This window comes from Baia soyae, from assembly GCF_004341445.1.
GTDB classification, from domain to species: domain Bacteria; phylum Bacillota; class Bacilli; order Thermoactinomycetales; family Thermoactinomycetaceae; genus Baia; species Baia soyae.
Window position 1 is genome coordinate 1 of sequence record NZ_SLXV01000004.1, and the last position, 21202, is coordinate 21202.

General features: G+C 40.4%; 19 protein-coding genes. 8 read left to right on the forward strand and 11 right to left on the reverse strand.

The window, feature by feature from the left end; all coding sequences use genetic code 11:
• Window positions 1-75, forward strand: a 75-nt coding sequence (locus EDD57_RS15085; RefSeq protein WP_165873636.1) for an IS3 family transposase, incomplete at its 5' end; no start/stop codon positions are given.
• Window positions 76-148: 73 nt separating this feature from the next.
• Here EDD57_RS15085 and EDD57_RS02025 read toward each other — a convergent pair.
• The gene (locus EDD57_RS02025) at window positions 149-1366 is read right to left on the reverse strand and encodes a phenylacetate--CoA ligase family protein (RefSeq protein WP_131847820.1); all 1218 of its coding nucleotides are present in this window, start codon (window positions 1364-1366) and stop codon (window positions 149-151) included.
• A 121-nt stretch (window positions 1367-1487) separates the two neighbouring features.
• Here EDD57_RS02025 and EDD57_RS02030 point away from each other — a divergent pair, with 121 nt between their 5' ends.
• Entirely contained in the window at window positions 1488-2249 is a 762-nt protein-coding gene (locus EDD57_RS02030; RefSeq protein WP_131847821.1) for a YheC/YheD family protein, read from the forward strand.
• 81 nt (window positions 2250-2330) lie between these two features.
• Here the strand turns inward: EDD57_RS02030 and EDD57_RS02035 are convergent, their stop codons facing one another.
• The 5 genes from EDD57_RS02035 to EDD57_RS02055 all read right to left on the reverse strand — a co-directional run bounded on the left by EDD57_RS02035 (window position 2331) and on the right by EDD57_RS02055 (window position 9524).
• Window positions 2331-4481, reverse strand: a complete 2151-nt coding sequence (locus EDD57_RS02035) for an OmpL47-type beta-barrel domain-containing protein (RefSeq protein WP_207896787.1) — start codon at window positions 4479-4481, stop codon at window positions 2331-2333.
• A gap of 215 nt (window positions 4482-4696) precedes the next feature.
• Entirely contained in the window at window positions 4697-6355 is a 1659-nt protein-coding gene (locus tag EDD57_RS02040; protein WP_131847822.1) for a glycerol-3-phosphate dehydrogenase/oxidase, read from the reverse strand.
• 119 nt (window positions 6356-6474) lie between these two features.
• The gene (gene glpK, locus EDD57_RS02045) at window positions 6475-7968 is read right to left on the reverse strand and encodes a glycerol kinase GlpK (RefSeq protein ID WP_131847823.1); all 1494 of its coding nucleotides are present in this window, start codon (window positions 7966-7968) and stop codon (window positions 6475-6477) included.
• A 55-nt stretch (window positions 7969-8023) separates the two neighbouring features.
• A complete protein-coding gene (locus tag EDD57_RS02050) occupies window positions 8024-8734 on the reverse strand; it encodes an MIP/aquaporin family protein (protein WP_131847824.1) in 711 nt (236 codons plus the stop codon).
• A 229-nt stretch (window positions 8735-8963) separates the two neighbouring features.
• A complete protein-coding gene (locus tag EDD57_RS02055; protein WP_279388928.1) occupies window positions 8964-9524 on the reverse strand; it encodes a glycerol-3-phosphate responsive antiterminator in 561 nt (186 codons plus the stop codon).
• A gap of 277 nt (window positions 9525-9801) precedes the next feature.
• On the opposite strand from EDD57_RS02055, the gene EDD57_RS02060 reads away from it, so the two are divergent.
• The gene (locus tag EDD57_RS02060) at window positions 9802-11205 is read left to right on the forward strand and encodes a protein kinase domain-containing protein (RefSeq protein WP_131847826.1); all 1404 of its coding nucleotides are present in this window, start codon (window positions 9802-9804) and stop codon (window positions 11203-11205) included.
• A gap of 39 nt (window positions 11206-11244) precedes the next feature.
• Here EDD57_RS02060 and EDD57_RS02065 read toward each other — a convergent pair whose 3' ends face one another.
• The 4 genes from EDD57_RS02065 to aceB form a co-directional block, all read right to left on the reverse strand.
• Window positions 11245-11925, reverse strand: coding sequence for a uracil-DNA glycosylase (locus tag EDD57_RS02065; protein WP_131847827.1), 681 nt, complete (start codon window positions 11923-11925; stop codon window positions 11245-11247).
• A gap of 111 nt (window positions 11926-12036) precedes the next feature.
• Window positions 12037-13308: a M14 family metallopeptidase gene (locus tag EDD57_RS02070; protein WP_131847828.1), complete on the reverse strand. Its 1272-nt coding sequence runs from the start codon at window positions 13306-13308 to the stop codon at window positions 12037-12039.
• Window positions 13309-13510: 202 nt separating this feature from the next.
• Complete coding sequence (gene aceA / locus EDD57_RS02075) at window positions 13511-14788, reverse strand: isocitrate lyase (protein ID WP_131847829.1); 1278 nt, start codon at window positions 14786-14788, stop codon at window positions 13511-13513.
• Window positions 14789-14811: 23 nt separating this feature from the next.
• Window positions 14812-16416, reverse strand: a complete 1605-nt coding sequence (gene aceB, locus EDD57_RS02080) for a malate synthase A (protein ID WP_424205134.1) — start codon at window positions 16414-16416, stop codon at window positions 14812-14814.
• A 263-nt stretch (window positions 16417-16679) separates the two neighbouring features.
• Between aceB and EDD57_RS02085 the strand changes: the two genes are divergently transcribed.
• On the forward strand, window positions 16680-18209 hold the full coding sequence (locus tag EDD57_RS02085; protein ID WP_131847830.1) for a M1 family metallopeptidase: 1530 nt from the start codon (window positions 16680-16682) through the stop codon (window positions 18207-18209).
• A 99-nt stretch (window positions 18210-18308) separates the two neighbouring features.
• Here the strand turns inward: EDD57_RS02085 and EDD57_RS02090 are convergent, their stop codons facing one another.
• Window positions 18309-18680 (reverse strand): iron chaperone, encoded by a 372-nt coding sequence (locus EDD57_RS02090; RefSeq protein ID WP_131847831.1) that lies wholly within the window; start codon window positions 18678-18680, stop codon window positions 18309-18311.
• 183 nt (window positions 18681-18863) lie between these two features.
• Between EDD57_RS02090 and EDD57_RS02095 the strand changes: the two genes are divergently transcribed.
• Genes EDD57_RS02095 through queF form a run of 4 tightly spaced genes read left to right on the forward strand, consistent with a single transcriptional unit; the run spans window position 18864 to window position 21185 of the window.
• Window positions 18864-19568, forward strand: a complete 705-nt coding sequence (locus EDD57_RS02095; protein WP_341539658.1) for a radical SAM protein — start codon at window positions 18864-18866, stop codon at window positions 19566-19568.
• A 14-nt stretch (window positions 19569-19582) separates the two neighbouring features.
• A complete protein-coding gene (gene queC, locus EDD57_RS02100) occupies window positions 19583-20278 on the forward strand; it encodes a 7-cyano-7-deazaguanine synthase QueC (protein ID WP_131847832.1) in 696 nt (231 codons plus the stop codon).
• A gap of 9 nt (window positions 20279-20287) precedes the next feature.
• Window positions 20288-20674, forward strand: a complete 387-nt coding sequence (locus EDD57_RS02105; RefSeq protein ID WP_131847833.1) for a 6-pyruvoyl trahydropterin synthase family protein — start codon at window positions 20288-20290, stop codon at window positions 20672-20674.
• 28 nt (window positions 20675-20702) lie between these two features.
• Entirely contained in the window at window positions 20703-21185 is a 483-nt protein-coding gene (gene queF, locus EDD57_RS02110; RefSeq protein ID WP_131847834.1) for a preQ(1) synthase, read from the forward strand.
• Window positions 21186-21202: the final 17 nt, after the last annotated feature.

Here is a 21202-nt window from a genome sequence, read left to right on the forward strand (position 1 = left end):
CACAAACGCTTGAAGATAAAACTAAAGGGCATGAGCCCGGTTCAATACCGAACGCATACCCTGCGGGTTGCTTAAAACTTCGTGTCTAACTTTTTAGGTTCACTTCAAAGATGAAAAAACCTTTGATCCTTGGCTTTTTAATTAGGGACTAATGACGTTCCCATTGCTTATGGTGAATTACTTTCTTCTTTACCCGATCCGTTTGAAATTGCTTGGGGTCTGTTACCACATTTACTTGAATCTCATCCAGAATTCCATTTCGAATCATGATTCCGATCTCGGGAATTTGATCTTGTATATCAACTTGAATTTGTTTCCGAATAAAGTCCGTGATATATGGACTATCAATCCAAACCAACAGTTTATTATGATCTACCTGGATCCAAATAGTAGCCTTGTCCAGATATCGAAATGCGGCCTCCTCTATATCGTAGAAACTGATTTTCTCACCGTGCTTCCATTCTGTACCAACTCTCTTTACAAGCGATTTAAAACTAGGAACCATTTTCCCTGCTACATGGATCGGTTTAAAACCACGAACCACATCATAGGTAACAAAACGAACAGCAGGGAATGTTTTTCTGGAAAAGGATGTAAGCGCTAGAATCCGCTCATCTTCCCTCAGTAAGTCCTCATCCAATCCCAATTCCTCTGCTCTTATCCCTTCAGGTACTAAGCCTTCTACAAAAAGATAACACCCATGCTCATGCGAATAATAGGCAATAGTTCCTATTTCGATAGACCCATATGTATCCATAATCTCTTTTCGATCTATACGTAAACGAGATGCCACTTTATTCTGCCACTGAGCACTGGCCACTTCCCCAACTAATATCACCTTTTGTATCCCAAATTGCTCCGGATGATCTGTAGCCGACAGAACACTTTCTAAAATAGACGGCATTGTGTAGAGACAATCTGGCCGAAATTGCTTTAGTAGTTTTACATGATCTTGCACAGGTAAGTGATACGGAATATCCTCACAGATTAATCCTACACTCTTAAAAACCTCCATTGCCGTATTCGCCGCATGCCCTGTGCCCATATCGGACATAGCTGTTCGAATGGGTTTGTCTTGGAGAAACCGAGCGTATATATGTACTTTTTTATCCAAATACTCTTGATCATCTTCCTTTGAATAGACAATTTTCTTCCTTTTTCTCGAACTGGTCCCAGAAGTTTGATAGATCTTCCAAGCTGGATTAAAGTCTTGATGATAATAATGTTTTTCGAGTATTTCTCTCGTAATCAAAGGCAATCTCAATAAATCATCAGGTTCCATTGAGGATAGGTAATCCCTATACCATGGAAAATAAGTAATCATTTCATTTATTTTTGTCTGTAATCTCTCTTTTTCGATCATCATAACCACTCGCTTTCTATGAAATTTCGTTTAAATCATTATATGAATTTGTGTCAGGGCGAATTCCTTCTGCCGTGAACAATTCTGAACTTGTACATATATTGGAGCAAAGGAGTGAGGTTCATTGAAAAGATATTCATTTCGTTTGTCTAGCAAATGGACTAAGACACTAGCTTTATCAAAAAGCACCCATCTTAAAGCTAATATTCCGACAACCGGAATGTGGAGTAAAGAGAATCTCCAAGACTTTTTAACAACATATCAAATGGTTTATATAAAACCTGACTTAGGCTCACAAGGAAGAGGAATTTTTCGAGCTAGCATCAAAGAAGGGAAATATGAAGTACGCTATGAGAAGAGTACTAGAATTTTTGCAAATTTCAATCCATTATATAAGTTTATAAACAAGTATACAGGTAAGGAAAAATATTTAATTCAACAAGGGATTAACATGCTAACCCATAAAAAATCTTCTTTTGATTTTCGAATTATGGTTCAACATAATCCCAGCAAGCAATGGGAAGTAACTGGTATAGCCGGACGAGTAGGGAATAAAAAATTGGTCGTAACCAATGGAAGTAAAGGAGCTACTATTAAGCCGATCGAAACCCTTCTAGCACCTTATGTTCCTGCTGCCAAATTACCAACATATATTCGTCAATTAGAAACATTTAGTGTATCTATCGGAACACATCTACAAAAAGTGTACCCTAGTATTCGAGAAATCGGACTTGATATCGCACTCGACTCCGATCTCAAACCATGGATCTTGGAATTTAACACAAGCCCCGGCCTCCATCCTTTTGCAAGATTACCTGATAAACGAGCGCTTTATAAAATGATCCGCTATGGAAAAACCTACGGTCGTAACAAGTATCTATATTAAAAAGGCCACCTCTTTTCAAAGGTGGCACAATCGTTTGTTTCAAGTCTAATGGGGAGGCGATACCTCAGGCGGCCTGCCCATTTACTTATTTTGTGCTAAAAGTGCGTCCAAGATAAGGGAAACATCCTTCTTAGCATCTTTATTGATCCAATCCGGATTTTTAGATACCAACTCTACTATTTTACCAACCGAAACAAGCCCATTTGCTTTATAGAGAGTTCCTAAAATCCAATTCCCTTTTGTAAATTCCTCATGTGCGAGGGTGAAATATTTTTTCGCTTGATCCGCATGTTGTAAAATAGGTTTTTCCAGCTTAGGGTTGATCCACTTGCTGTTTTTTACATAATCACATAGAAAATCTACATCCACTTTTGCCACTGGAATCGTAACAACTTGAGCTTTCTCCATATTTCCTACTGAGTCAATGGAGCGAAATGACAATGGTTGTGATTGCTCACCGTTCAAAGATATGGGAGCTGAATACTCCTCCCAGTTTTCCTTTCCTTCAAAACGGTACTCTACTTTCTTCACTGCCGTATCGTCCGTTGCTTGTAAGGTAAGAGTCGCTTTATTCAAATATGTCCCTGTTGATAGCTTCGTTCCCTCTACGGAATAAGTCGTAACAGGAGGCTTTACGTCAGAAGGCTCGCCTGGTAGCGGTTCTACAGGTACTCGATTAATCGTAACAGTCTTTGAGGTTACAGCCGCTTTATCGAGACGAAGACGTAGAGTAGCCGATCCTGTTGTAGCTGGCTTTATTTTCATCGTAAGATCGATTTTCGCTTTTCCTGTTGCATCCGCCTTTATATCAAATGGAGCACTATACCCATAAGAATCTGGCCACGTACCATCTACTTTTTTCAACATCGCTACTTGGGAACCACCTGCTTGATAAATCCCTAGATCTAAACCAGATAACGTCTGACCAGGTGTTAAGTGATCTACCGTAACTCTCAGCCCAAATTCTTCACCATCAGGGAGAACGGATTGATGAGTAAGGGTATAAACCGGCTGAACTGGAGCTGCTTCTGAGGAACCATACGATCCTGGTTTAAAAGTACTAGGATCCCACCATTTATAACCTGCCTCAGGTGCTGCCCAAGGTTCTGCTTGAGGTTCAGTCGAAGCCGCTGGTTCTTCCATTGGCAAGGTTGGAGTTGGCTGATCTAACTGAAGCCCCTCAACCTGATCGAAACTAGTATATTTTTCTTTTTTAGCTAACCAATTAACCGTGTTCACTAATAATTTCGCATCATCTTGTTCTTTAAAACCATCATAAGTGGTCTTCTTTTTTCCTGTTTCCTCACGAAGATATTTAGGAGTAATATCCTCAACTGGGGAAGAATCACCGATGAAAGCGGCTTTTCCTTGTCCTTTTTTCGCCACCGCCATATAAGGGCCTTCTGCTACTCCACCACCCATATAGACTCCCTGGTCAACTGCGGGCGCCCATTTAACATTCGTAGTTGGTAGATATACAAGACCTTTCGCTTTTTTAGGGTCGGTAATCATTAACGTAGATCCAGCATGCATCGCTACATTTGAAACACCTGATGTAATCCCAAAGCTCTGCTCAGGAGCTACAACATGGTTTGCGGTTACATCTCCAATTGCATTATATCGGAAGCGGATACCAAACTGCTCGTTAAGCCAGTCAGTACTTGTCACATCCTTCATCGCTTCCGAATTTTTCTCCTCGTCACTCATCCCCTTTGTTGGATTTCCATATGCTCCACGTCGATAGCCGTTCATTACCTCAGAACCATCCCAGCGGTTTTTATTACGGTCTGCATTGTAGTGATCCCCAATGAAGAAAATACTGCCACCTTGCTCTACATATTGTTTCATAGCAGCTTGTTCAGTTTGTTTATATGGGATATTTGCTTCACCAATAACCAGCACATCATATCCCTTTAGATCGTTAAGTGTAATCGGAGTTTTCTTTCGCAGTTCTTTTACATAGAAGCCATCATTAGCAAGTCCATTTGCAAAATCAGAAAAACCACCATCCATTACCCAGTCAGCCGCACCAGCAGTTTGTCCATGGGTATTATCAAACAATACCTTTTTTCCAGCATTCCCATTTACAACCTTTGGATTGATAAATGGAGCTGGATCCGTTGGTCCCTCTGCGTAAACAGATGTTTCATTCCAAAAATAGAGCGGGACAGATACTGTCACGATTGCAAACGAAAGAACAAGCTTTGACGATTTCCGCAACAAGCTTAGCATAGTACTCCTCCTAAAATTAAAAAAATTATGATTACACATTCCCCTTAGATCGAAACAAACAATCCCATCATAACATGAAATCATCTATATAACACGCAATTGTCAATAATTTTATACTTTGTATATCTAAAATTTACACTTTATAAACTAACTAGTACACTCATAGCAAAAACCCCTCTATCGTCATGAGCCAACGGAGGGGTTTTTGCATTTCATTAAAGTGCTTCTGTAGCATATTTGATTTCTTGTTCAAGATTCTTCATATGGTATTCCGTGGTCTGCTCATCCCAATTTAATTGTTCTTTCATGTATTGTAAGACAAGCTCTTTCCATTCTCTAACCCATGCGATATCAAATAATAAACTACCTGTTCGACGAATAAAGAAGTCAACTGGAGTCGCTACCATTTCGTATGCCATTCCGTACGCAAGCGCCCCATATACTTCTGAAGAAAGATTATATTTCTTTGCCTCTTGATCGCCTTTAGTTATCATTTCATAAACTTGATCGATATTACTACCATAGCGGTTAGCTAGACGTGATGCTGCATCTCTAGACAAACCTAATTGAACGCCTAGCTCTATTTTTCCTTCGATAAATGCTTTATAGCCGTTAGAACCTCCTAGATCCCCACCAGAAAGAACCATTTTCTCTGTATGACAACCTTTAAAGCTTCTTCCTTCTTCTTGTTCAAGCTCAGAACCAACTAAATCAACCACTCGTTCAGCCATTTTACGATATCCAGTCAGCTTCCCACCCGCAATCGTAATCAATCCTGATTCGGAATGGAAGATCTCATCTTTTCGAGAAATTTCAGATGGAGATTTCCCTTCTTCATGAATGAGAGGTCTGACTCCCGCCCAACTTGATTCCACATCTTCTGCTGTCAAATCAACGGAAGGGAACATATGATTCGTTGCAGCAATAATGTAGTCACGGTCTTCTTTCGTCATCCTAGGATGCGTAAGATCTGCATGGAAATCAGTGTCTGTTGTTCCGATATAGGTTTTACCATCACGTGGAATCGCAAAAACCATACGTTTATCATGAGTATCAAAATAAACTGCTTGGCCGAGTGGGAATCTCTTTTGATCTACCACAATGTGTACACCTTTGGTCCAATGTAGATATTTTCCTTTTTTAGAACCATCTTGTTCACGCAGTTCATCCACCCATGGACCTGTAGCGTTTACAATCTTTTTAGCATAGATATCAAACTTCTTATTCGTGAGTAGGTCAATCGCTTTTACACCGACTAACTTTCCATTGTCATAAATAAGACCTTCTGCTTTGACATAGTTAAATGCTCTTGCACCATATTCAGATGCTTTTTTCATTACTTCTAACGTAAGCCTTGAATCATCCGTGCGATATTCTACATAATATCCAGAACCCTTTAGATTTCCCTCACGAAGAAGCGGTTCTTTCTCGCGAGTTTGATCTAGATTTAACATCTTACGACGTTCATTTCTCTTTACACCCGCTAATAAATCGTAAATCCAAATCCCAATCGAACTGGCTAACTTACCGTAGGTTCCACCTTTTACGATCGGTAAAAGCATCCATTCAGGCTTCGTAACATGGGGTGCGTTTTCATATACAATCGCACGTTCTGTACCTGTCTCTGCAACAATTCCAAATTCCAATTGTTTCAGATAACGTAGTCCCCCATGAACCAACTTTGTGGAACGGCTTGATGTTCCTGCAGCAAAATCTTGCATTTCAATTAAAACGGTGTTTAATCCACGTGATTGAGCATCCAGCGCAATCCCGGCACCTGTAATTCCACCACCAATTACTAATAAATCGACCTTCTCTGAGGATACCTCTTGTAACTCTTTTGCACGCTCATTAACAGAAAAAACGGTATTCATCCTCATTGCCTCCCTTTTTCTCAAAGGAAAAACCACATTACCCTAACACAATGTGTCAGGGTGATGTGGTTGATCTCCTCGTCTCATCCATTTATTAACTTGTTCAATTCGTTACGAAATTATTTAAATGTACGGGTAGAACTTACTGCTTTTACCCAACCATTATACAGCGTCTCGCGAGTTTTGTCATCCATATCGGACTCATAATCACGATCAACATTCCAGTTTTCAGCGATTTCTTGCTTGTCTTTCCAGAATCCAACCGCAATCCCAGCAAGATAAGCAGCACCTAGTGCAGTTGTTTCTAGAACAACAGGTCGCTCAACTGGTACACCTAGGATATCACTTTGGAACTGCATCAAGAAGTTATTAGCTGTTGCTCCACCATCTACACGTAGTTTTTTGAGCTCAATAGAAGAATCTGCTTCCATGGATGCTAATACATCTTTGGTTTGATAAGCAAGTGATTCGAGAGTTGCTCTTACTAAATGAGATTGATTGGTGCCTCTTGTTAGACCGAAGATCGCACCTCTTGCATCACTATCCCAGTACGGAGTTCCGAGACCTACGAAAGCTGGTACCACGTATACACCATCTGTAGAATCTACACGTGAGGCAAGCTCTTCTGTGTCACCTGCTGATTTGATCAATTGTAGTCCATCGCGAAGCCATTGGATCGCAGAACCTGCCACGAAGATACTACCTTCTAATGCATATTCTACTTTGCCATCAATGCCCCATGCGATGGTTGTCAATAGGCCATGTTGAGAGCGAACTGCTTGCTCCCCTGTGTTCATTAACATGAAACATCCAGTTCCGTAAGTGTTTTTCGCCATTCCTGGTTCAAAACAAGCTTGTCCGAATAGAGCGGCCTGCTGATCCCCAGCAATCCCTGCAATCGCGATCTCTTCGCCAAAGAACAAGGATTTCTCAGTCACTGTATATACTTCAGATGAAGAACGAACTTCTGGGAGCATGGACTTCGGAACGGTTAGGATTTCAAGTAATTCATCATCCCACTGTAAATCATAGATATTGTACATAAGTGTACGTGAAGCGTTTGTATAGTCTGTTACATGTGCCTTGCGACCTGATAATTTCCATACCAACCAAGTATCAATTGTTCCAAATAATAAGTCGCCGTTTTCTGCTTTTTCTCTCGCACCTTCTACATTGTCCAGAATCCATTTTACCTTGGTTCCAGAGAAGTAAGCGTCGATTAGCAAACCTGTTTTATTGCGGAATAACTCATCATGACCTTGTGCTTTTAATTCTTCGCAGATACCAGCAGTTTGTCTCGATTGCCATACAATCGCGTTATAAACTGGCTCTCCAGTATTCTTATCCCAAACAACTGCGGTTTCTCTTTGGTTTGTAATCCCAATTGCAGCCACTTCATGTGCGGAAACAGGATGCTTCGCTAGGACTTCGGAGATAACGCTTTGTACAGATCCCCAGATCTCCATCGCGTCGTGCTCAACCCAACCTGCCTGTGGAAAGATTTGTGTAAACTCCTTTTGTGCGCTACCTAAAATCTTACCTTGTTTATCAAATAAGATCGCTCTAGAGCTTGTAGTTCCTTGGTCAATGGATAACACATATTTCTTTTCCAATACAAACACCTCATTTATCTGTATGTTTAAGGGATGATTAGGCGTACTTTATCTATTACAGAATTGCACCATATACAACAGCTGCCAAGATTGCTCCGACAATCGGTCCAAGAACTGGGATCCATGCATATCCCCAATCGGAAGATCCTTTACCTGCGATGGGTAGAATTGCGTGAGCAATACGAGGTCCTAAATCACGCGCTGGATTGATTGCATATCCAGTTGTTCCACCGAGTGACATACCGATCGAAACGATTAAAAATGCTACTGCCATCGTTTGTAGTCCATCAGCAAATACTAGACCTTTTGCTCCAAATGCTAACAAGACGAAAACAAGAACGAATGTACCAATTGCTTCACTGATAAAGTTGGAAAACGGACTTCTAATAGCTGGGCCTGTAGAGAATACTGCTAATTTATCTGCAGGGCTTTGTGTTTCCTTCCAATGTGGAAGATAGTGCAACCATACAAGAGCGGCTCCTAAGAAAGCTCCGATCATTTGAGCAGCAATCATTGGGCCCACTTGTGCCCATGCTAGCTTTCCAGCTACGGCAAATCCAATTGTTAAAGCAGGATTTAGATAAGCTCCACTATAGTGACCTACCATATAAGCTGCCAGCATTACGGCAAATCCCCAACCAAACGTAATAACGATCCAGCCCGAGTTTTGGGCTTTTGATTTGTTCAGTACTACTCCCGCTACTACTCCGTTTCCTAAAAGGACTAGAAGCATGGTACCGATTAATTCTGCTACAAAAATAGACATATGAGATGCCTCCCTAGTATTTTGGTAGTGATGGGATGAATAAAAAAACAAATTATTTAAACATCAGAGCGAAAGAAAAAAGACCCACTAAAAAACCCTTCTCCCTTCTTCATTCAGAAGCAGAAGACTTTCCGTGACTCTCCTCATCTCATCACTACTACTATTAACTTGTGAAAACGATTTCATGGATTTATGATAAATGATTATGGTGCCTATGACAAGCCTTTATTTAGAATTTTATTTTCCAAAGTTTCTCACTTGACGTTGTCGCCGCCACAGCACCTGCTTGAATGGCTTGCTTCACTTCCTCTTCTGTCCGAATCAGTCCCCCTGCTAGTGCGGGTATACCTGTATGTTCCACAACTTCACGGATAATATGCGGCATAATTCCAGGTAAAACTTCCACAAAGTCAGGTTTAAATGATTCGAGTAATCGATAGCTTGTATTTAAAGCATGCGCATCTAACAGAAAAACTCGCTGAATCGCGATCAGTGATTTCTTTTTGGCCACACTTACAACAGGGGTTCGAGTTGAAATCAATCCCGCGGGTCGAACCGTTTGACAAAGAAATTCAGCAGCGTACTCATCACTACGCAACCCCTGTACTAGATCCACATGTAACAATACTTTTTTCTGATGTTGATTCGCTAAATTCATTAATGCCTGCAATTGAGCTACATGGCTATCCAGGAGAATAATATATTCAAAATTCGTCTTCATTAACCTCTCGAACTGCTTAATATTCTTGGCAGCAGGAAGGATTTTTTGGTTTTTAAAGTGGTGATTCATCATTTCCTCCGAAATTTATAGGTATATTACCAATTTCGCCTAGGTAATAGGATAAAATACCTCATTTCCATGCGAAATTGATTTTTCTTTTGTGTTTGCTCAGCAAACTAGTTTTAATATAATTTGTATAAAATGACCATTCATTTTCATGTTATCATATTTACATATAGGTAAAATTAGGTGATCATATAATGATCACTTTTCTAGGGAATAGAAAAGTGATTTGTACCTATTCATTATCCGATAAATAGGTTTCCTGAGAGGAATAGATATATAGATGGAAATAGGTCATAAATTAGACAACCGATATGAGCTGGTAGAACAGATTGGTGGCGGTGGAATGGCCACTGTATACAAAGCGATTGATTTAGTATTAGAGCGTTTTGTTGCCGTAAAAATCTTAAATCACTCGTTGTTAGATGATCAAGCATTTGTCAATCGCTTTGTTTTCGAAGCACGTGCCACCGCCAAACTCTCACATCCACATGTGGTTAAGGTGTTTGATGCTGGAGTAGACTATCAAAATTACTATATAGTAATGGAACTTGTGGAAGGGCAAACATTAAAACAATACATCACTCAGCATGGTCCTCTAGACGAAATGGAAGCTGTACATATTATGAGACAAATTTGCCTTGGACTTGCCCATGCCCATAATCAAGGAATCATCCATAGAGATATGAAACCCCAAAACATTATCTACTCTACTGAGGATGCTACCTATAAAGTGGCAGACTTCGGAATATCTCGTGTTATGCAAGAGACAAACTCCTTTACACAAACAGGAAAAGTAGTTGGCTCTGTTCATTATATGTCACCGGAGCAAATTACTGAGCAACCAGTCAGCTTTGCCACTGATCTATACTCATTAGGAGTTGTATTTTTCGAACTCCTAGCAGGGCGACCTCCTTACCGTGCTAAAGAAATGGTTATGGTTGCTCTCCAACATATTAATGACCCGGTCCCAGATCTCAAAAAATACAATGCTGTCATTTCTGATAGAAGCATCCAAGTTATCGAGAAATTACTTGATAAAAATCCAGACAACCGATATCAAAGCATAGGGGATCTACTAAATGAATTAGATGGCATATTGCCTACTGAGCATCGAAAACTACAAACTAAGAACCTTCGGTCTCAAAAAAAACAGAAGAAATACGATCGTAAGTGGTTTACATTTCTTCTTTTTCTGTTAGGAATCATCATGATTGGCATTATCGTGATAATTGGATACCCATCGTTCTCAAATCAAGCATCAACGCCAAACAAAACAGAACAACCATCCACTAATCATCCTGTGAACACAGGAGATCAAAAAATACCTAGGTGGAAAAAAGAAGAACCTAAGTATTTTATAAATGATGTATTCCTTAAGCACTCTGTAATAGGATCGAATGGGAATTATATTGTAAAATTAAAGATATCACAAAAACTTGTACAGCCAGCCATCCACTACAATGTATATGTAGTTGGAAAAACCACCTCCGAGATAATCATTACTCGGAAAAAAGTTCCTATTCAATTGAAACCAAACGAAAAGAGTACAGACATCGAATTTTCCGTCAATATACCCAAGTCTCAAATTCCTTCAGAGGGCATTTTTAAAATTGAGATTTTCTGGTTAGATGATAAAGGTGATTACCGTCGAGATCGAATCGAAAACTTGTTAGAAAAGTTTTAGAACCAAAAGCCAATTCATCGGAATTGGCTTTTGGTTCTACTAGTCTATAAAAGGAATAGACCAGTCAATTGGATTTATTTTGTTTTTTTGTAAAAATTGGTTGATATGAGAAAATGGCTTAGATCCAAAAAAGCCACCTCTCGCCGATAATGGACTTGGATGAACAGACTCTAAAATCAGATGGTGTTGCCCGGTAATAAGCTTTTTCTTCGTCTGAGCAGGCTTTCCCCATAATACAAACACAACGGGTTGTTCCCGCTCATTACATTTTTGGATAACAGCATCCGTAAATCGTTCCCAGCCCATCTTTTTATGTGCGAGTGGCGTGCTTTCTCTCACTGTCAAAATCGTATTCAATAACAGTACACCTTGCTGCGCCCACGACTGCAAGTACCCATGATTGGGGGCGGGAATGCCTAGATCTGATTCGAGTTCCTTATAAATATTTTTTAAAGAAGGAGGTGTTTTGATCCCTGGTTGAACCGAAAAGCTTAGACCATGAGCTTGTCCCGCACCGTGATATGGATCTTGACCTAGAATGACGACTTTGGTGTCAGCATATGAAGTAAGCCGGAAAGCGGAAAATAAATCTTCCTGCTTGGGGTATACGGTATGCGTTTTCCTTTCTTCCTCTACTTTCGAGAGTAATCCTGTAAATTCATCATTATGTACAATGCTTGTTAATACTTGATCCCAATCATTTTCGAAATACGCTTTCATTATGATCTCTCTCTTCTATATGTTGTCATATATTTAATAATAAATCGAACAAGTGTTTCTGTAAATAGAGAAGCTACATCCCATAAAAAAGATACAGCTTCTCGCATGTTATTATTTAGATGGACATGATTTTCCAATCACAGAATAAGGACAAGCAGCTTTATCTGCTAGGTATAGCACAGCAGCTTTATTACGAGTTGTTTCTTTAGCAATTGCCTCATCAGGAGGATAAAATCCTGGGAAAGAGCTTTTTGGGTACATTTCAAACGTAAAGGCAAATATCTTATGAGCCCCATAAGCCCAGTCTGTCATCTCACCATCTGCTATATACAGCTCGCTCGATTGTTGCGGAGTATAACCGTTTGTACCTGCCATTGCTTTTGCCATGGTTTCAAAAACATTGTGATCATCTTGCGTCATATCGCTTGGAACCTCATCGTACGTATAGCCGTATGGATACAGAATAAGCTCGCTATACGTATGGAACGTGATTAATGCCTTGATTTGTTGCTTCCCCCCGACTACTCTGCTATTGATAAAGTCGCGCATGGCCGCAGTCTCAGGAGCAGAAAATGCCGATGGCCCGCGATAAGTCTCACTTGACTTGGAGCTACTTGATCCCCCACAACAGCCCCATTTGTAACCATAGTTCCGATTTAAATCGGTTCCTACATAAGAACTACCTGAATTGGGTTGACGGTTTTTACGCCAGTAATTATATCTACCTGTGGCAATGTCATACTCTCCACCATCTGGATTGACGTTAAAGACAATGTAAATTTCGCGCCCATTTACAAGGTCGGTAATTTGCTTATTGCTTCCATATTCCTTCGTAAATAGGTCAAGTGTATACAATGCCATTTCAACTGTTAGATGTTCTCTTGCATGATGCAGGGAAGTATAAAGCACTTCTGGTTCATTCTCATCTGCTCTCACATTGTCGCTAATTTTTACCGCCCATAATTCTCTGCCTTGGTAGGAACGACCGATGCTAAACTTCTGAACGATATTTGGATAGGCGAGTACTGCAGCATCGATTTTGGCAACCATTTCATTATAATTATGGTAGCCTGAATCAGATGAAGGGAAATCCTCTGGATAGAAGTTTACTTCTTCTTTCACAGAAAATCCTTTTTGTTTGATGCTTTTTATCTCTTGAGGGGTTGCCACTACTTTTACAAAATCAGCACCCACCTCTTCAATCGCAACACCTGTAGAAGATATAGCTGTTCGTTGCTCCTTCGTTTTCACATTCATTACCTTATAAAACTTTGTCCCTAACTCATACGTAGTAGGGCTTTTACTTTGACTAAACCCAAGTACTGGAAAACAAGCAACGATCAACACAACAATGGAAACCAGAGAAAGCCATTTTTTGTTCATGCTATACACCCTCCTCATCATTTTGAGTAAAGCTGTTCATAACAGAAGACTTCTCCCTTCTTACCATATTCGACATAAAACAATAACAACCTTCTCAAAAATAAAAATAATCTGACAATTAGTGAAATTATTATTCTATATGGACAATAAAAAGAACAGCTCGATATAAAAGTGATCGGCTGTTCGTAGACAAGCTTTACGTTTAAGCAGAAAACTGCTCTTCCTCTGTTGAACCTGATAAAGCAGTAGTCGACGAGGTGCCTCCCGAAATAACCATGGAAACCTCATCAAAATAACCTGTTCCTACTTCACGTTGATGACGAGTTGCGGTGTAACCTAGTGGTTCTGCTGCAAATTCCTCTTCTTGTAATTCGGAGTAAGCCGCCATCCCCTGTTCGCTATATCCTTTTGCTAATTGGAACATGCTATGATTCAAGCTATGGAAGCCTGCAAGCGTAACAAACTGGAACTTATACCCTATCTTGCCAAGCTCCTCTTGGAATTTCGCAATCGTGGCATTATCTAATTTTTTCTTCCAGTTGAAGGAAGGAGAGCAATTGTAGGCTAGGAATTTCCCAGGGAATTTCGCGTGAATCGCCTCTGCAAACTGTCTAGCTTCTTCTATATTTGGCTCTGAAGTCTCACACCAGATCAGATCCGCATAAGGTGCATAGGCAAGCCCCCGGGCAATAGCCGTTTGTAAACCTGGACGAATTCGGAAGAATCCTTCAGAAGTACGTTCTCCCGTTAAGAAATCAGCATCACGCGGATCAATATCGCTGGTTAATAACTCTGCCGCATTTGCATCTGTACGTGCGATGATGAGAGTCGGTACACCCATAACATCTGCGGCTAAACGTGCAGATACTAAATTACGAACTGCATGTGCTGTTGGGATCAATACTTTGCCACCTAGATGACCACATTTCTTTTCAGATGCCAATTGATCTTCGAAATGAACACCTGCCGCACCCGCTTCGATCATGCCTTTCATTAACTCAAATACATTTAGCGGCCCACCAAAACCTGCTTCTGCATCCGCCACAATCGGTGCAAACCAATACCGCTCACTTTTTCCCTCTACATGCTCTACTTGATCAGCGCGTTGCAATGCTTGGTTGATGCGTTTGACAACGGACGGAACCGAGTTAGCTGGATACAAGCTTTGATCTGGATACATATGGCCAGATAAGTTTGCATCCGCCGCTACTTGCCATCCACTTAAATAGATCGCCTTTAAACCTGCTTTCACTTGTTGAACAGCCTGATTTCCAGTTAGCGCACCCAGTGCACGCACAAATGGATCTTGATGCATCAGATCCCATAAACGTTCAGCTCCCTTCTTCGCAAGCGTATGCTCGATTACTAGCGATCCACGAAGTTTCAGTACCTCTTCTGCTTGATATGGGCGCACAATTCCATTCCAACGAGGATTTAATTCCCACTCTTGTTTGAGTAATGTAAGTTGATCTTGAATCATGATCATCCACTCCCTTTTTATCATTAAGTTAAAATGTCATAAGCCGGTATCGTTAAGAACTCTTCAAACTCATCTTTAAGACTAAGCTTCGAAAACAACTTAGTTGCCTCTTGAAATCGCCCATTCATATATTTCTCTTCGCCTATTTCCGTTTTTAGCTTCAACAACTCTTCTTCGAGTAACATTTGAAATAAATCGGCCGTTATGTTGCGACCGTCTTCTAGTACTCCTTTGTTATGATGAATCCACTGCCAAACTTGTGCTCTCGAAATTTCAGCAGTTGCTACATCTTCCATCAAATGATTAAGCGCTACAGCTCCAAAGCCGCAGAGCCACGCCTCCAGATATTGAACACCCACTCGAATGTTCATGCGTAGTCCTTCTTCGGTGATTGTACCTTCAGGCACAGCAAGTAAATCACTAGCGGAAACCTCTACATCTGGTCGCTGTTTGGAGTATTGATTTGCAGCTGGCATCATTCGATCAAATACTTCCATCGCGATCGCAACTAAAGCTGGATGAGCTACCCATGTTCCATCATGTCCGTCAGATGCTTCCCTTTCTTTATCTGCTTTTACCTTATCCATCGCTTCTTGGTGTAACACTGGATCCCCCTTGACAGGTATCTGTGCCGCCATCCCGCCAATTGCAGGAGCATTTCTTCGATGACATGTTTTCACAGTTAATAAGGTATAAGCTCTCATAAAAGGAACCGTCATCGTAACTTGGGACCGGTCTGGTAAGATGACATGGGGTTGCTTGGATAACTTCTTAATGTAGCTAAAAATATAATCCCAACGGCCACAATTCAATCCAGCGGAATGCTCACGTAATTCATATAGAATTTCATCCATTTCAAATGCAGCTAAAATGGTTTCAATGAGCACTGTCGCTTTAATCGTACCTCGCGGAATTTCCATATAATCTTGAGCGAATAGAAAAACATCATTCCATAGCCTAGCTTCCAGATGGCTTTCTAGCTTGGGCAAGTAAAAATAAGAACCCTTACCACGTGCAAGCAATTCATGAGCGTTATGATAAAAATAAAGTCCAAAATCAAACAAGCTAGCAGGAATTGGCTTTCCATCCACAAGGAAATGCCTCTCATTAAGATGCCATCCTCGCGGCCGCACGAGTAAAACAGCAGGTTTTTCCTTCAATTTATACTCTCTGCCAACCTCATTTACAAAGTCAATCTGATGACGAATAGCATCTCGCAGGTTGATTTGTCCCTGTATGCAGTTCTCCCAATTAGGGGAATTCGAGTCTTCTAAATCAGCCATAAAGACCTTAGCTCCAGAATTAAGAGCATTGATCACCATCTTCCGATCACTAGCGGGCCCTGTAATCTCGACACGGCGATCTAATAGATCCTCAGGTAACGAAGCGATGGTCCAGTCACTTTCCCGAATTCGTTTGGTTTCAGATAGAAAATCAGGTAACTCTCCTTGATCCATTCTTTTCTGACGGTCGATTCTGTTATATATCAGTTCATCCCTACGTTTTGTGAAACACTGTGCTAACTCCACCAAAAATGAAATAGCATCTGGAGTTAAAATTTGATGTTCCATTTCACTACAATGTCCTAAAATCACTACTTCCTCTGGAATTACGAACTTTTGATCCAACAAATCCCCTCCTCTATCTAATAAATAAATTTACTGTTGTATAACAATATCTCACTTTTCATAATCTATACTAACACAGGTTTCTGTTATATAACAATATGTATTTTGAAAATTATTTGTTACCTTATTTTTGTAAAAATGTGCGATGACATAATGAAGGACAAGTCTTACAAAATAGTAAGATTTGATTAAGGTAAATCCATAGTACCCAGTTCTTTCTTTATTTACATTTATACATAGATGAAAGCAAGGAGAGGTTTCACATGAAAAAATGGACAAATATTGCAATAGCAGGATCGATTTTATCGAGTATCACACTTTCCACCATCCCATTGCATGCGGACGCAATGGAAAAGCCAAATCAAATAGACAGGCCCCAGTATCAGATTGACGCTAAGCTAGATCAGAAACAACATAGGATCCAAGCAAGTGAAACGGTGTCATTTAAAAATAAATACGGTCAAAATCTGAATGACTTGGTCTTCCATCTATACCCAGACTCCTATAACAAACTGGAAACCATGAGCAATATGCAAGCTAAGCCTAACACTCCAGAAATGCTTGCAGAGATAAAGAAGAAATACCCCAATGTTACAGAAAAGGATTTCTTAGGGGATATTGAAGTCAAAAGTGTTACCATTCAAGGGAAAAAAGTCTCATATACTCAAGAGAAACAAGCACTTAAGATCCAACTTGCTACCCCCCTACAGCCGCATCAACAAATCGATGTGAAAATTGATTTCACAGTTACGATTCCGTTTGGTTTTCAACGAATGAACCATAGAGATGGCTTCTACGCTCTTACCAAATGGTATCCGATTCTCTCTATGTATGATCCAAAAGTAAAGAAATGGGACGAAAATCCGTACCATCCAGATGGGGAATCTGATTACAGTGATTTCTCCGATTATAAAATGAAGCTTACGGTTCCGAAAGAGATGACCGTCGCAGCTACAGGAATCGAAAAGGAGACCATCCAGCAGAACGAAAAGATCGTTCAAGTAGACGCTCCCAATGTGAGAGAATTTGTTTTCTTTGCGAGCCCCCACTATACCAAGGAAACTCGAAAAATAGCAGGTACTACGGTAAATAGCTACTATGATAAACGAAATCCCCAGAGTAAAGAGATCTCATTAACTGGGCTCAAAAGTGTAGAAAAAGCAATTCCATTTTTCAATCAAAAGTTTGGACAGTACGACTATCCGGAATTTGACATTATGGAGACTCGTGTTATGGGGGCCGATATGGAGTACCCAACGATTATCCAAATGGGGGAGTATTCAAACGAAGGTGCAAACATGTCACTGGTTCATGAACTTGCTCATCAATGGTTTTATGGAATGATTGGAAATAATCCTTACCGCGATCCAGCCTTAGACGAGAGCTTTACTACATTTGCCGATATGTATTTTCATGAATATGATACGAAAGGAAAGTATGGATTTAAAACACATCTATCTTATAGTGAGAAGGCAATCAAAGGAATGTCTGGAGCTATCAATCGACCACTAGACCAATATCCTTCTAGCAGTGACTATAACGAATACGTGTATGGAAAAGGATATATTGCTTTAATCGATCTATACTATAAAGTCGGAGAGAAAAAGTTTGATCAAATCATGAAAACATACTTTGCTCAAAACAAATTTACCAACGCTACCTTTGCTAATTTCTTTGAGGCAGTCCATAAAATAGCAGGTAAAGAGGTCAAAGATTATATGGAAAAAGCATTTACGAAGCCTGGTTATCATCCTACACACCTAATCCAACCGAAAAAAGAGACGAAGAAGTAATGCAGGCTCCATGAGATATTGTATAAATAAAAGCCCATCCAAAAGTGATTCACCTACTTTTGGATGGGCTTATCAAATTTCCATACCATCAATCCTGCTCTATTTCCTCCAAAATGCAGAGTAGTCTGCCTTATCTACTATGTTAAACTCGATGATCTTCTCAATTAAGGCGTAGTCAATTGGGTCATCCCAACGAATTCGTACTAATTGCTTGGTGTGTTCATAGCCAGCACGTTTAATTTCATCGGAAAAACGATCGATTACTACCTTTTCCGGCGAAAAGGAAAAATGATGTTTAGCCACACTAAAACCAATAATAAATGTACCATGATCGGTAAACATAGGCTGTTTCCACGCAACTCTACGTACTAGATGGGGAAATGTTTCAGATACCCAAGTAAGCACTTCTTCTAATCGGGCCCGATTTTGTTGATTCTCAATTGTAGCTAGGTAATCTGCAAAAGTTTCCATTGTTTCCTCCTAAGTAGAACTATGTTGTTTAAGAAACATCTGGTTCTCTATCTTCTAATTTCTATCATAATGTTCGAAAATATGTATTATCAGGTCAAAAACCGAATTAATCCTGATTATCCAGTCGGATTATGATATGATTCTGTAGAATGTCTATAAAATAGGACAAAGCGAGGTGAGAACTTGCAAGCTGTCTATGAATCAACCAAACTTCCCATGGTAGAAGTATTTCAAACCGTGGAAGGAGAAGGGATGCGAGCGGGCTTTCCTACTGTTTTCGTCCGTGTATTCAACTGTAATTTGCGGTGCACTTGGTGTGATACACCCTATAGCTATGCACCTAGTACACCCGAATATCTTGCTACGATTTCAGAAATCCTAACACAAGTAAAGCAATATCCAGCGAAACACATTTGTCTGACCGGCGGAGAACCGCTTATGCATGGACAAAAGTCATTATTGCTTCTTCAAGCGCTAGCAGAGTTGGATCATATTGTTGACGTCCACATCGAGACCAATGGTGCGATCGATCTTACCCCTTTTCAAGAATGGCGGCAAATCCATCCACAAGGCCATAAGGTTCGATTCGTCATGGATTACAAATTACCTGCTAGTGGCGAATCTGAAAAAATGAATCTTCTTAATTTTGATCTCCTCCAAGCTGACGACGAAATCAAGTTTGTCATTGGGAATGAGGTGGATTTCCATTCAGCCCTGATCATCGCGAAGCAATATGTAAAGCAAGGCATCCCGATGTTTAGCCCTGTATGGGAATCAATGCCTCCACATCGTCTAGTTGAATTAATGCTAGAGCATCAACTAACTGACATCAAACTAAACCTACAAATTCATAAAGTCATCTGGGATCCAAACCAGCGTGGCGTATAACGTGGAGGCCTCTTATGAAGAAAAAAGCAGTAGTTGTGTTAAGCGGTGGTCTAGACAGTACCACTTGTATGGGGATTGCCGAGCATCGAGGATATGAATTATATCCGATTACCTTCTTCTACAATCAACTTCATCAACGTGAAGTGGAGCAAGCAAAATGTGTCGCCGCTCACTACGGAGTGAGTCAAAGCCATAAGATAGTTGATCTCTCTTATCTGGGGCAACTCGGGGGCAGTGCTTTAACTGACTCAACCATTCAAGTTCCCACAACAGGCGTTAATGAAGACGAAATTCCAGCCACTTATGTTCCCGCACGAAACTTGATTTTTTTGTCGATGGCTACTGCTTATGCGGAAGTAATCAGCGCTAAAAAAATATTCGTTGGAGTTAGTGCTGTAGACTATAGTGGATACCCCGACTGTAGACCTGAATTTATTCAATCGATGTCAGAGACAATCAATTTAGCTACTAAGATGGGCGTAACCTCTGGTTCGGAAGACCGTCTCTCCATAGAAGCCCCGCTTATTCATTTGAATAAAGGAGAAACCGTAAAATGGGGATTGGAATTAGAAGTTCCTTATCATCTTACTACCTCTTGTTATCAGGGTTCTGAAGAGGCTTGTGGGGTTTGTGATAGTTGTCTCCTTCGTTTAAAAGGCTTTACTGAAAACGATGCTACGGATCCGATTCCCTATGCACAGAAGTCTTGAGGTGAACGTATGCAAGGTAAATACACATTAACCAAACACTTTTGGATCTCTTGCGCACATAGTGTACCTGGCGCCGGCAAATGTGAAAGAATTCACGGTCATAACTACAAAGTTACTTTTTGTGTAGATGGAACCAAACTAGACGAAAGCCAAATGCTAATCGATTTTCGTCTAGTTAAACATGTAATCGAAAAAAAGTACGACCATCACCTACTAAATGACTTTCCAGAGTTTAATACCGAATTAGGTGGTGCTGCGCCTTCAACCGAAAAAGTTGCGGAAATCTTTTTCTATGCGATTGACCAGCTTTGTGAGCAAAAATCCAACCAACCAACCCTTCGCTGGGTAGAAGTACAAGAAACCAATGAAGCTTTTGTTCGCTTCGAACGAGCTTAAACTAACGCACTGAGATGAGGATAATATAATGGCTCAACATGATCTAGACTTACAATTACTTGGGCAAAAAACAAACTACCACTTTGAATACAACCCAGATGTATTGGAGTCATTTGATAATCGACACCCTGACACGGACTACTTTGTAAAATTCAATACTCCTGAGTTTACCAGCTTGTGTCCAATTACCAACCAACCTGACTTTGCCACACTCTACATTAGCTATGTACCAGATCAGAAACTGGTTGAAAGTAAATCACTGAAGCTCTATCTTTTTAGCTTCCGAAATCATGGTGACTTTCATGAAAACTGCATTGTGGTCATCATGAAAGATCTGATCAAGCTACTGGATCCAAAGTACATCGAGGTTTGGGGCAAGTTTCTACCTCGTGGTGGAGTCAGCATTGACCCATATGCAAACTACGGAAAGTCTGGTACTCGCTGGGAAGCAATTGCCGAGCAACGCCTTGCACAACATGACCTCTATCCTGAGACCATTACCAATCGGTAAAAACAAAAAAACCTAGT